Origin of the sequence: Streptomyces sp. NPDC017979 (assembly GCF_044328175.1) — a bacterium.
In the GTDB taxonomy this organism is placed as follows: Bacteria; Actinomycetota; Actinomycetes; order Streptomycetales; family Streptomycetaceae; genus Streptomyces.
In genome coordinates, this window is sequence record NZ_JBIRGU010000003.1 from 560415 (window position 1) to 572754 (window position 12340).

Here is a 12340-nt window from a genome sequence, read left to right on the forward strand (position 1 = left end):
GTCCGGTTCACCCGCCTCCACCCCTCGCCAGGAAGGCTCCACCCGCATGTCAGAAACCTCTCCAGGGCTGAGTCCCGGGCCGAGCCCAGGGCTGAGAAGGGGCACCCTCGGCACCACCGACATCGCCTTCTTCGTCGTCTCCGCCGCGGCCCCGCTCACCGTGATGGCGGGCGTCGCACCCATCGCCCTCACGCTCGGCGGCCTCGGCGCCCCGGCCGGCTACCTCATCGCCGGCATCACCCTGGCGATCTTCTCCGTCGGCTTCACGACGATGAGCCGCCACGTCCGCAGCGGCGGCGCCTTCTACGCGTACATCACCCGCGGCCTCGGCCCGGTCGCCGGCATCGGCGCCGCCCTGCTGGCGCTGATCGGCTACAACGGCATGGAGATCGGCATCTTCGGGCTCCTCGGCTCGGCCACCGCCGACACCGGCGCGGCCCTGTGGGGCCTCGACGTCCCCTGGCTGCCGGTCTCCCTCGCCGGCATCCTGCTCATCTGGTACGGCGGCTACCGCTCCATCGACTTCGGAGCCAAGGTCCTCGGCGTCCTGCTCGTCGCCGAGACCGGGATACTGCTGCTGCTCGCCGCCGGCGTGCTGATCGACGGCGGGGCGAACGGCCTGGACCTCGCGTCCTTCGCGCCGTCCAACGTCCTCGTCCCCGGCACCGCCGCGGTGCTCGCCTTCGCCTTCGCCGCGTTCACCGGCTTCGAGTCGACCGTGATCTACCGGCGCGAGGCCCGCGACCCGGCCCGCACCGTCCCGCGCGCCACGTACGCCGCCGTCGCGTTCCTCGGGATCTTCTACGCGTTCATCGTGTGGACCGTCATCCAGGCGTTCGGCAACGACGAGGTCGTCCGCGCCGCCACCGACGACCCCGGCGGGCTGTTCTTCGCCGCGATCACCACTTACGTCGGGAGCTGGGCCGCCGACCTGATGCACGTCTTCATCGTGACCAGCATCGTCGCCTCGCTGCTCGCCTTCCACAACGCGATCAACCGCTACGCCCTCGCGCTCTCCGAGGAGGGCGTGCTGCCGAAGGTCTTCGGCCGCACCCACCCGCGCCACCGCTCCCCGTACGTCGCCGGCATCGCCCAGAGCGCGCTCGGCGCGGTCGTCGTGCTCGGCTTCGCCGCGGCCGGCGCCGACCCGTACACCCAACTCCTGCTCTGGGTGAACACCCCGGGCATGGTCGGCCTGATGGCCTTGATGCTGCTCGCCGCGATCGCGGTGCCGTGCTACTTCCGGCGGGTACGGCACGACGAGGGCGCGCTGCGGACCGTCGTCGCACCGGTGACGGCCGCGGTGCTGCTCGCCGTGGCGATCTATCTGATCGCGACCAAGGTCCACCTCTTCACCGGGGCGTCCACCCTGGTCAACACCGTGCTCCTGGCGCTCGTCCCAACCGTGTTCGCCGTCGGCGTCCTGCTGGCGCTCTGGCTCAAGCGGCGCCGGCCCGAGGTGTACGAGGGATTCGCCGCGGAGCCGGTCGAGGCCGGTGACGTCGCGGTCACCCGGCCGCGCGACTCCGAACACCCCACCGACAAGGAAGGCAACCCGCCGTGCCAGCAGCTGACATCGTCCTGACCGGGGCCGCGGTCCGCACCCTCGACCCCGCCCGGCCGCACGCCACCGCCGTGGCCGTCGCCGACGGCCGGATCGCGGCCGTCGGCGACGACGCGGACGTACGGGACTGGCGCGGCCCCGGCACCGAGACGGTCGACCTCGCCGGAGCCACCCTCGTACCGGGGCTCACCGATGCCCACAGCCACCCCGTGTGGGGCCTGGACCTGGCGGCGGGCGCGGACCTCACGGCCGTCACGGACCTGGACGGCCTACGGGTCGCGCTGCGCGACGCCGAGCGGCGCGACGGCTGGGTGCTGGCCTGGGGGCTGGACCACAACGCCTTCGGCGGCCGCGACATCCACCACGACCTCGTCGAAGACGTCCTGTCCGGCGCCCCCGCCTTCATCCGGCTCTACGACGGCCACTCCGCCCTGGTCAGCGCCGCGGCGCTACGGGCCGCGGGCGTCGACGGGCCGCGCACCTTCGCCCAGCGGGCCAGCGTGGTGTGCGACGCGGCCGGCCGCCCGACCGGCCACCTCGTCGAGCACGCCGCCATGGACCTCGTCGCGCAGGTCATTCCGCGCGCCCCCGCCGCCGAACGCGGCGCCCGGCTGCTCGACCTGCTGGCGCAGATGGCCGCGACCGGACTCACCACGGCCCACGTGATGGACCTCGGCGGCGACGCGCTGAAGCTGCTCGCCGCCGTCGAGGACTCCGCCGACCTGCCCGTACGGCTGCGACTCGCGCCCTGGTGCATGCCCGGCGCGGGGGAGGGGGAGTTGGCGGAGCTGATCGCGCTCCAGCGCGAGCACGGCCGGGACTGGCGCGTCGGCGGCGTGAAGTTCTTCATGGACGGCACCGTCGAAGGCGGTACGGCCTGGCTGGAGCACGCCGACTGCCACGGCCAGGGCACCGACGCCTTCTGGCCCGACCCCGTCGCGTACAGCGCCGCCGTCCGCCGGCTGCACGAGGCGGGCGTGGCGACCGCCACCCACGCCATCGGCGACGCCGCGGTGCGCCACGTGCTGGACACCGTCGAAGCGCTGGGCCCGCGCGGCGCAGGCGCCCCGGTGCACCGCATCGAGCACATCGAGACCGTGCCGGACGACCAGATCCCCCGGTTCGCCCGACTCGGCGTCGCGGCGTCCATGCAGCCGCCCCACGCCGCGTACACCCGCGCCGACCACACCGACGAGTGGTCCAAGCGACTCGGCGACGAACGGGCCTCCCGCGCCTGGCGCTACCGCGACCTGCGCGACGCCGGCGCCACGCTCGCCCTCGGCTCCGACTGGCCCATCGCCCACTACGACGTGCGCCAGGTCCTCGCCACGGCCCTGGCCCCGCGGGGCGCGGCGGGCGCCCGCGCCGGCCTGACCGGCCTGATGGCGCTGGAGGGCTGCACCACGCACGCCGCGCTCGCCGCCGGCGAGCAGGACGCGGCGGGCCGGATCGCGGTGGGCCTGCGCGCGGACCTGACCGCGCTGGGCGTGGACCCGGTGACGGCCACCGCGGACGAACTCGCCGAAGCCCCGGTGCCGTTGACCGTCACCGCGGGCCGCATCACCCACCGAGGGTGACCCCGGCGCCCGTCCGGCGCCCCTGGACCCCGGAGCCGCCCGCAATCCCCCGGCGGGCGGCTCCGGCCTTCCCTCCCGCGGCAGCCGGCCCGCGGTCGCCTTCCCACGGCAGCCCCTCCCGGCCGTCTCCCACGGCCATCGGAAAATCATTTGGGCGGTGCCAACGCTGCCCGGTAACGTCCCGTGACATGTGTGGTGTAGCAGCAGCCTCTTCCGCCGCGACGCGGACCCGCCGCTCCTAGCGGCGGCCTCCCTCCCTCCTTCGGGACCCCCGCCGCTCTCGTGCGTACGCGCCGAGCGGCCCATCTGTGCTGCCCGGCTCACTTCGAAGCCGCGGAGACACCTCCTTGCACTCGCACCACCCCGGTCGGCATGAACTCGGCCAGAACTTCCTCGTCGACCGGCACACCATCGACGCCTTCACCGAACTCGTGGAACGCACCCACGGCCCCATCATCGAGATCGGCACCGGCGACGGCGCCCTGACGCTGCCGCTCCAGCGCCTCGGCCGCGACCTCACCGGGATCGAGATCGACGGCCGGCGCGCCGCGAAGCTGCGCGGCCGAACGGACCGCTCCACCACGATCGTGACGGCGGACTTCCTGCGCTACCGGACCCCGACGACCCCGCACGTGCTCGTCGGCAACCTGCCCTTCCACGAGACGACGACCATGCTCCGCCGCATCCTGCGCTCCGCCGGCTGGACCGACGCCGTGCTGCTGGTGCAGTGGGAGGTCGCCCGCCGCCGCGCCGGCGTCGGCGGCGCCACCATGATGACGGCCCAGTGGTGGCCCTGGTACGCCTTCCGCCTCGAACGCCGGGTCCCCGCCGCCGCGTTCCGCCCCCGGCCGAACGTCGACGGCGGCCTGCTCACCGTCGCCCGCCGCCCCCGCCCGCTGGTGCGCGCGGCGGACCGGCAGGACTACCAGGACCTGGTCGCCCGCGTCTTCACCGGGAAGGGCCGCGGCCTGGCGCAGATCGTCACCCGCGCCGCCCCCGAACTCCCGCGGCGTCAGGTCCAGGAGTGGCTGCGTGCGCACCGGATCCCCGCCACTGCACTGCCGAAGCAACTCACCGCCGAGGAGTGGGCCGACCTCCACGCCCGCCACGCCCTCCAGCGTCGCTGACCCGCCCGGCCAACTCGCCCTCGCGCAGCACCACCACGCAGCCGCAGGGCGCGGAACAGTACTCCACCACGCCCTCGGACGTACGGTGTGCGGACCGCAGCACCCAGCCGCCCCCGCCGCCGGGCGCCCAACAGTACGGACAGCGGTCCCCGCTCCCGTCCCCATCGGGGGCGGGGGCGGCGGCCGGTCGTGCCGTGGCAGCCCTGGCAGCCGCAGCACTCGCCACCACGATCAGCAGCACGGCCGCCGCCTCCCGCCCGCCGAGCACCTCACCGAGCATCAGCGCACCCACCACCGCACCCACGGCCGGGCTCAGCGCCAGCAACACCCCGAACGTCCGCACGCCCACCCGCCGCAGCACCACCAGGTCCAACGCGTACGGCACCACCGACGACAACACCGCGACGAGCACCCCGACCGCCAACACCTGCGGATGCGCCACCACCTGATGCGCCCCACCCGCAACGGCCACCGGCGTCAACAGACCCGCCCCGACGGCAAGGGCCAGCGCCAACCCCGTCGCATCGTCAAACTCCCGCCCCACCCGATGACTCAACACGACGTACGCCCCCCGACACACCGCCGCCCCCGCCCCCCACAACAGCCCCACCCACGCCAGATCAGCCCCAGGCGCCACCAACAGCAACACCCCACCCGTAGCCGCCGCGACCACGGCCAGATCCCTTGGCCGCCGCGACAGTGCAGCCGCCAGCGCCAGGGGCCCGAGCAGCTCCACCGCGGACGCCACCCCGATCGGAAGGTGTGCGATCGCCTGGAAGTACAGGGTGTTCATCAGCGCGATGACCGCCCCAAACGCGATCACGGCCCGCCACTGCGCCCCGTCCAACCCCCGCACCCGGGGCCGAACGACCGCGCAGACCACCACGGCCGCAACCAGCAGCCGCACCCCCGCCATCGCCACCGGCCCGACCTGCCCGTACACCCCCTTCGCAACAGCCGCCCCAAGCTGAAGGCTGGCCATCTGCGCCAGCACGAGCACCACGGGCACCCACCCGCTCCGACGATCGCCAGGCACCGACCTCACCCCCTTCCGGCCGGCACGACGGGGGGACCGGCCGGAGCCACGATGAGGTAATGCCCATATGCAGTTCAACCATTACCAGCGCGATCTGCTACGGCGGGGCCCTATGCTGCGCCCCCAACCACTCGCCCACCCGACGAGCCTCCGAGCGGCGGCGAAGCGGGGCCTGCCCTGCGTCGTGCGCTGCGCTTCACCCGACCGGCTCGGCTGCTGAACGTCCCTGCGGGTGCGGGGACGCCTGCTGACCTGCGGGAACGGCCCGCGCCGGGTGGGGAACACCCCCGTTGGCGCGGGGCCGACACTTCCTGACCTGGGGTTCTTTCAGCGGGTGACGCGGGTTCCATTTGGCTGGAACGCGGGGGCATGACTACCGGCCGAGCCCGCGTGAGGAGAATCAGGCACCGCCGTGGTCGTCATCACCGAAGAACCTCCAGAGGCAGCCATGAGGCGCACGGCGCACCCGTCCACCCCTCGTCGCGGAAAGCTCGAACAGCCTCGCCATCGTTCCCCACGCTGCCCATCCCCGCCCAGCACACCACGAAGCCGCAGAAAGCCCCGTCCCCGCCCCGACCGACGGCGGCTCCTACCCAGGGATGGCCAGTGCGTCGGCGAGCCTGTCGCGGCCGGGGGTGTCGCGTGGCAGCGTCCGGTACAGCGCAGTCGCCCGTGTCCGAGTGAGCCCGGTCCGGTAGGGCTCGGGCAGCTCGCCGAACGCCTGGGAGGCGATGTGCGCCGCAGCCTCACGCTCGCCGTCCTGGGCCCGACACGATGCTTCGTCGATGGTGATGAGCGCCCGCGTCATCACGGACGGGGGCCGCGAGAGCGTGAGCGCTGCCGCCTGAGTTTCGTAGGCCCGGCGGGTCTCCCCGAGGTGGGTGAGGGCCTGGGAGAGGTGCACGTGGTGCTTCTGCGTGGGGTAGCCGAACCAGGTGTCCGTACGTTGCTGCGGAGTCAGCTGCTCGGCGACCCGCTCCACGTCCGCGACCGCAGCGAGAGCGCGTTCCCGGTCGCCGCTGACCGCGTGCGCCCGTGCGGCGACGGCCGCCGCCAACGCGCCCGCGGGGCTTGGCTCGGAGCCTGCGAGATTGCGAGCCTTGTCCGCGAGCTTGGCCGCCGCCGGCGCCGCGCCGAAGTTCAGCGGCACCATGGCTTCCCTGGCTAGGACCCATGCGTGCAGCTGGTGATCTCCAGAGCGTTCGGCAGCACGAGCTGCGGTGGCGCTCCACCCGTGAGACTCGCGATGGTGTCCGAGGTCGTGCAGGACGATGGCGACCATCCCGGCCATGTGCGCCGTGACGTGCGCGAGGGCGGCACGGTCTCGGTCGGTCTGTGGGCGGTCGAGTAGGGGGCGTAGCTCGTCGAACTCGGCGATCAGATCACCGAGGACGGCGACGGGTGCTTGGCCGTGGTAACCGTGGCCGTAGCGTTCGGCGGTGGCCTGCCATCGGTCGAGGTCGGTGGTGTGGTCGGTGGCGGCGAGTGCTGCGTCGATGTCGGTGCGGGTGGTCGTGAGTGCGGCGGCGAGCCCGGGACCGGCCAGTCCGGCCACGAGCGCGCCACGCAGGATGTCGCGGCGCTTCACTGGGTCCTCTTCTTCTTCAAGATGGGGGGCGGGGTGTGGGGCCCCGGTCTCCCATGGACGTGCCGCCAAGCCTAAGTAGGCGCCCGGAATTTGGAGCCCGTCGCAGATGCGCTCCAGAACGGGGAGCGACGTGACGGTCCCGTCTCCGCGCGCCATCTTGCTGACGCGCTCGGGGCGGATGTCGCACGCTTCGGCGATCTTGTTGTAGCTGAGGCCGCTTTCGTCGTGGGCGAGCGCGAAGACGGATCCGACGTCCCGCCGCGCCAGCGCCGCCCGGACTCGCGGATCGTTCCGCAGCGCGCCGGGCAGTGCAGCCGGCGACACTGGTCGCTGCATTCTCGCTCCCTGGCTGAACAGCGTACCCACACCATGTGTACCTCCAAGAGAGGGACAGCACCGTGTGGTTACCGCGCCTTCCGACCTGACCTTGACTGGTCCAACGAGCTGACCGGTGGGAAGGAGCGCGGTCGTGGTCAGTGCGGGCAAGGGCGCGGAAGCCACGTGGCACATCGCCGAGATGGGCATGGAACCTGTCTGGCTGGAGCGACCCCGGCGTACGGATGACGTAGACGTACATGCCGTGGGTGGCCTTCCCCGATGCGCCCCGGGCGGTGCCGAATCGTCCTCCTGCTGCACGAGGCATGGGCACAAGGCCCGCGGGAACGAGCGTGCGGGCGCGGTGGTCCTGAGCCGGCCGGCGAGTGACGCTGTTGAGGAGCGGAGGGATCGGTTGCGGGCGCACATCGCCATGCTGGCCGTACCTGCTGAGGCGTACGGCCGCAGTCTGGCTCGCGCCAGCCGGACGTCGAGCGCGCGGGTGCTGTATCGGGCGTCGTTCTGCCCTGAACGATCGACTCCAACCAGTGCCGTGACCGGGAAGGTTCACCGGGTCCGTTGCTCCCCGTGCGGTTCGCTTAGCATCGCGCCCATGTCCGAATCCGAGCACGTCCTTGAGTGGTTGCAGAGCTGGTACGCGTCGCAGTGCGATGGCGACTGGGAGCACGAGTGGGGTGTGAGGATCGAGACGCTCGACAACCCGGGGTGGATCGTCAAGATCAATCTTGAGGAGACGGAGTTGGCTGACCGGAAGCATCCCCGGCAGCGGGTTACCCGGGACGAGCACGACTGGGTGACGGCGTGGACGTCCGAGCAGACGTTTCACGTCGTCTGTGGGCCCGGCAATCTGACCGAGGCACTCTCACTGTTCCGGGCCTGGGCATCCGAGGACGTCGCGGAAGAGCTCTGATCGGAGCGCCCCATGTCACGAGCGCGGGCCGGCCGCCCCGGCGGATGCCCTTCTCCCCTGCGGATGCGAGCGCGCTCCTTGCGCTGGGCGGCGCGGACACCGGGGTGGCGGGTGTTCTTGTTGCGCCAGCGCAGGTACGCGTGCAGGGCCCGGGCCTGGACGGCGTGGTCAAGGTGGTTCGAGTTCGCGACGGTGAACCGCCGCAAGGGTTCGAAGCGGGCCTCGATCGGGTTGGTCCAGGGCGCGTAGGTCGGCGTGAAGCGCAGTTCGACGCGGTTCTTCCCGGCCCAGCGTCGGATCGCCCCGCCCGGCCGAGGCCAGCTGCATCATCGCCCGCCGGACCGCACCGAACTGCTACTGCCCCGGCGCACGATCTGGCGCAGCTTCTGCCCCTCCTGATCAGTCAACCTCCGCACACGGACGGGCTCAGCCACCACACCCCCAACCATCGCGGACGTCACCGCACATCCAACCGTCCCAACCACCAACCCGGCGAACCAACGCGGTCAGAGCACCATGCAGTGTCCGGCGGATCAGGGACCGACCGGGAGGCGGTGGGCCGGGGATGAGCCGTCGGTGGGGATGGAGCCGCGCGTCGCCAGGATCTCGCCCGTGTCGGCGAACTCCCAGTGGGTCGCATGCTTCCCGTCCTTGAACGGCCACTCGACGCGGACCACAGGGCGGCACAACAGGGTCTCGAACCATCCGGCGCACCGCTCCGCGAGCTCGTCGACGGTGCCGGAGGCCCGGAAGAAGCCATGCTCGGGCGACTCGTGAAGGTTGAAGAGCTGGTCGCAGACCTTCCCGGCCAGCACGTGTGTGCCGTAAAAGTGCACGGCCCACTCGGCGAGCACCAGCCGGCGCGCCTCATCGAGAAGGCTGATGTGGACGAGGAGCGACGACTCGTCCTCGGGCCGTCCGACCTGGCTGGGAGCCCACGGCACCTGCCAATCAGCGGCCCGGGCTCGCAGGGCTGCCAGGAAGGCGAGTTCGGCCTCGTCGAAGTCCCAGGGCTCCTCGCCGTACTCCTCCGGGTCTTCGACCTCGAACCAGCTGTTGACATCCACAGGGAGACTGTAGGACCACCGGGTGCCTCGTCGATCACAGGCGGAGCCATGGGTGGATTGCTGCGGTGGTGGCGGTGCCGTGGAAGACGTAGGCCCGCTGTCGTAGCGGGTGGCGACGGCCCGGGAGGTCTTGAGCCGATTGATGGTGCGCTCGGCCTCGTTGCAGCGTTTGTAGATCTCGCTGTCGAAGCAGGTGGGTCGGCCGCCCTTGCTGCCACGTCGTTTGCGGTTGGCCCGTTGGCCCGTTGGCCCGTTGGTCCTACGGTTCGGGGATGGTGTGCTTGATCTGGCGTCTTCGCAGGTAGCGGCGGTTGCGGCGTTGGCTGCCTTGCCGTCGAGGTGGTCCGGCCGTGTGCGCGGTCGTCCGCCCTGCGGGCGGGGAACTCGGATGCGTTCGAGGACCTCGATCATCTGCGGTGCGTCTCCCCACTGGCCGGGCGTGACCAGGAATGCCACGGGGCGGCAGCCGCCTTCACCGGCAACGTGGATCTTGCAGGTCAGGCCGCCTCGCCAGCGTTCCCGGCGCCGTCTGTTTCCGTCCAGCACGCCACCTCAGTACGTTGCGGGCCTCGGAAGGCTGTGGGTATGGCCCGGGAGTTGGAGCCCCGCCGCAGCCGTGCGCGAGAAGTTCACTGCAACGTCCCGTCGCGCTGGGCAGTGGCGGTGCAGCCGGGCGCTCGTCGTCGTAGCAGGGGGCTCGTGCCGTGTCCGGCCGGAACGCCGCTGCGATCGCCGCGGGCTCAACCGGCCGGGAGTCGACCCGGCGGACGCCCGGGCGCCGATGGGACCCGCAGGCGCAGGCGCACACAGCTACCGCTCCCTCCAGCCGCCCCGGGCTGGCCACATGCTGTGTAATGCTCACATGCAGTTTGACCATTACGGCGGAGAGGCCGCCCAACTCGCCGCCGATCTGGTGAACAGCCCCGCGCCCTGGACCCCGGACGAACTGGAACCGCTCCTGGTGCGGCGCGGCATGGCGGCGGGGTTGCCTGACGCCGTCGAGATCGGCGCCGCCTGGGAATGGCGGGAACGCCTGGCGCCCTGCTTCGGGCCGCAACCCCTGGAGCAGCGTTGTGCGACCGTCAACGCGCTGCTCGACGACGCTGCGAGCCGGCCGTACATCTCGTTGCACAAGGGGCCGCCGCATCTGCACTACGCCGCGGAGTCGGCCGGGCGGGCGGCGCGGCTTCGGGCGGTGACGGCGACGGGGTTGTCGTACGTCGTGTGCTTCGCCTCGGCCGACCGGCTCGGTCGCTGTCAGCGTGCGGAGTGCTCCTGGGTCTTCGTCGACACTTCCCGCAACGGGCGGCGCAGTTACTGCTCGCTGCGGTGCGCCAATACGGACGCGGTTCGCAGGCACCGCGCTCAGCAGCGCGGTGCCGCGAAGTCCTCGGAAGGCTGAGGCCGGAGCTGCACTCGCCTCAGCGCCCCCAACCCTTAACTGCTTTCACAGCAGTCACTTCTGACCCTCTTCTCACTTCACTTCCCGCAGCAACCCCGTCTCCACGTCGAAGACGAATCCGCGAATGGAATTCTTGTGCGGTACGAAGGGGTCGACCTCGATGCGGCGGATCGACTGTCGAACGTCTTCGTCGAGATCGGTGAATGCCTCCGGGGCCCAGGGTGGGCGAATTCCCGTTTCGCCGTGGATCTCCGCCTTGAACTCGTCGTCCCGGAAGGTCTGCATGCCGCAGTCCGTGTGGTGGATGAGCATGATCCTTCGGGTGCCCAGCAGGCGCTGGCTGATCGAGAGCGACCGGATGGCGTCCTCCGTCACCTCGCCGCCCGCATTGCGGATGACGTGCGCATCTCCCTCCCGCAGGCCCAGCATCGCGAAGATGTTGAGCCGCGCGTCCATGCACGCGACGACGGCCAGTCGGCGCGCCGGCGGGAGCGCCAACTGGCCACCGAAGGAAGCGGCATATGCCTCGTTGTTCACCAGTGATTCATCGATGACGGACATCTTTTCCTCCCGTTTTTCTTGCACTGCGGAGCGCTGAGGGGAGCTCCGCACGCGGCACTTTTCTCCGCCCTGAGAAGAACGTACCCACCCCAAATTCGAACACAAAAGGACGTGGCAGATATACGCCACGGGTGCGTCGCCGCCGCCCGGGCGCGTACCCGCCAGCGGTCGAAAGGTCAACTGGTGTAGACCTCTTGTGCAGTGCGGAATGGCCGGATACGTTTCTCCCCGCAGATCACGGGTTAGCCCGACGAAACGTCACTTCTGTTGGTTCGGTTAGGTATCAGAGGAGTTGCGTCCATGGTGAAAAGGTTCGGAGTCCTCGTGGCGGCGCTCGCCGCCAGCGCCGGTCTCGTGCTCAGCGCGGCGCCCAGCGCGTCGGCGACGGGCGGCTTCTACGTCCGCAGCCACCACTCCAGCTACGCCGAGTGCGACGCGGCCGGCAAGGCGGGTGCGCACTTGTGGGGTCAGATCTACTTCTGCAAGCCCTTCGCCGCGAAGCCCAGCGTCTACGAGCTGTGGGTCCGCTAGTTAGCGGAGCCGGCCACTGACAGGAGTCGATCCTCCCGTCGAGCCCCCCACACTCCCCGTCGTTCACGAGCCGCCCTCCGCCCACCCCGCGGAGGGCGGCTCGCGCGTGTCGGCCCCGGGTGCTCCTCCCCGTCCCGGCCGCGCTCGCGGGCGGACGCCTGGCTCTCGGCGAGTGCGAAGCGCGACGCCTTCAGGGTCGGGCCGTGGGGGAGGCGGTGGTGGTGCCCGTGCGGGAGCGGTTGGTACGGATCTCGTCGTGGTGGTCGGCCGCCCAACCGATCAACTGCTTGACGATGTCGTTCAGGCCGCGGCTGAGCGGAGCGAGCGCGTACTCGACGCGCGGCGGCACCTCGGCGTAGGCGGTACGGCTGATCAACCCGTCCTCGGTGAGCTGGCGAAGGGTGCGGGTCAGCATGCGCTGGGAGATGCCCGGGATCTGGCGCTGCAAGTCCGTGTAGCGCATCGGGCCGCCCTCCAGGACGGCGATGACCAACATGCTCCACTTGTCGCCCACCCGGTCGAGCACCTGGCGGATGAAGTCCATGTGCTCGACGGGGATGCTCGCGCACGGCCCGACCGAAGCCGCCATCCCGATACCCGCGCTGTCCTGCATGGCGCCCGTTCCTCTCCGTCACGCACAT

At 71.3% G+C, this 12340-nt stretch carries 10 protein-coding genes and 3 pseudogenes; 6 read left to right on the forward strand and 7 right to left on the reverse strand.

What is annotated here, in order from left to right; genetic code table 11:
* The first annotated feature begins 46 nt into the window (after window positions 1-46).
* The 3 genes and pseudogenes from ACH4E8_RS12015 to erm form a co-directional block, all read left to right on the forward strand.
* Window positions 47-1585, forward strand: coding sequence for an APC family permease (locus ACH4E8_RS12015; protein WP_398446930.1), 1539 nt, complete (start codon window positions 47-49; stop codon window positions 1583-1585).
* Window positions 1561-3141, forward strand: coding sequence for an amidohydrolase (locus ACH4E8_RS12020; RefSeq protein ID WP_398446932.1), 1581 nt, complete (start codon window positions 1561-1563; stop codon window positions 3139-3141). The genes ACH4E8_RS12015 and ACH4E8_RS12020 overlap by 25 nt, the downstream gene beginning before the upstream one ends.
* 347 nt (window positions 3142-3488) lie before the next feature.
* A pseudogene (erm, locus tag ACH4E8_RS12025) lies at window positions 3489-4238 on the forward strand (23S ribosomal RNA methyltransferase Erm); the annotation flags it as partial.
* On the opposite strand, the gene ACH4E8_RS12030 reads toward erm, so the two are convergent.
* Entirely contained in the window at window positions 4213-5250 is a 1038-nt protein-coding gene (locus ACH4E8_RS12030; protein WP_398447305.1) for an EamA family transporter, read from the reverse strand. The pseudogene erm and the gene ACH4E8_RS12030 overlap by 26 nt on opposite strands.
* 643 nt (window positions 5251-5893) lie before the next feature.
* Window positions 5894-7258: a helix-turn-helix domain-containing protein gene (locus ACH4E8_RS12035; protein WP_398446934.1), complete on the reverse strand. Its 1365-nt coding sequence runs from the start codon at window positions 7256-7258 to the stop codon at window positions 5894-5896.
* A 562-nt stretch (window positions 7259-7820) separates the two neighbouring features.
* Here ACH4E8_RS12035 and ACH4E8_RS12040 point away from each other — a divergent pair.
* The gene (locus ACH4E8_RS12040) at window positions 7821-8138 is read left to right on the forward strand and encodes an immunity 53 family protein (protein ID WP_398446936.1); all 318 of its coding nucleotides are present in this window, start codon (window positions 7821-7823) and stop codon (window positions 8136-8138) included.
* Window positions 8139-8160: 22 nt separating this feature from the next.
* Here the strand turns inward: ACH4E8_RS12040 and ACH4E8_RS12045 are convergent.
* The 3 genes and pseudogenes from ACH4E8_RS12045 to ACH4E8_RS12055 all read right to left on the reverse strand — a co-directional run.
* Window positions 8161-8437, reverse strand: a pseudogene (locus ACH4E8_RS12045) (IS630 family transposase); the annotation flags it as partial.
* Window positions 8438-8671: 234 nt separating this feature from the next.
* Window positions 8672-9205, reverse strand: a complete 534-nt coding sequence (locus ACH4E8_RS12050) for a hypothetical protein (protein WP_398446938.1) — start codon at window positions 9203-9205, stop codon at window positions 8672-8674.
* Window positions 9206-9239: 34 nt separating this feature from the next.
* A pseudogene (locus ACH4E8_RS12055) lies at window positions 9240-9721 on the reverse strand (IS5/IS1182 family transposase); the annotation flags it as partial.
* 346 nt (window positions 9722-10067) lie between these two features.
* On the opposite strand from ACH4E8_RS12055, the gene ACH4E8_RS12060 reads away from it, so the two are divergent.
* Window positions 10068-10607, forward strand: coding sequence for a CGNR zinc finger domain-containing protein (locus ACH4E8_RS12060; protein ID WP_398446940.1), 540 nt, complete (start codon window positions 10068-10070; stop codon window positions 10605-10607).
* A 72-nt stretch (window positions 10608-10679) separates the two neighbouring features.
* Here ACH4E8_RS12060 and ACH4E8_RS12065 read toward each other — a convergent pair whose 3' ends face one another.
* Window positions 10680-11168, reverse strand: coding sequence for a beta-class carbonic anhydrase (locus tag ACH4E8_RS12065; protein WP_398446941.1), 489 nt, complete (start codon window positions 11166-11168; stop codon window positions 10680-10682).
* Window positions 11169-11468: 300 nt separating this feature from the next.
* Here ACH4E8_RS12065 and ACH4E8_RS12070 point away from each other — a divergent pair, with 300 nt between their 5' ends.
* The gene (locus ACH4E8_RS12070; protein WP_398446943.1) at window positions 11469-11699 is read left to right on the forward strand and encodes a hypothetical protein; all 231 of its coding nucleotides are present in this window, start codon (window positions 11469-11471) and stop codon (window positions 11697-11699) included.
* Window positions 11700-11889: 190 nt separating this feature from the next.
* On the opposite strand, the gene ACH4E8_RS12075 is transcribed toward ACH4E8_RS12070, so the two are convergent.
* Window positions 11890-12312 (reverse strand): winged helix-turn-helix transcriptional regulator, encoded by a 423-nt coding sequence (locus ACH4E8_RS12075; protein ID WP_398446944.1) that lies wholly within the window; start codon window positions 12310-12312, stop codon window positions 11890-11892.
* Window positions 12313-12340: the final 28 nt, after the last annotated feature.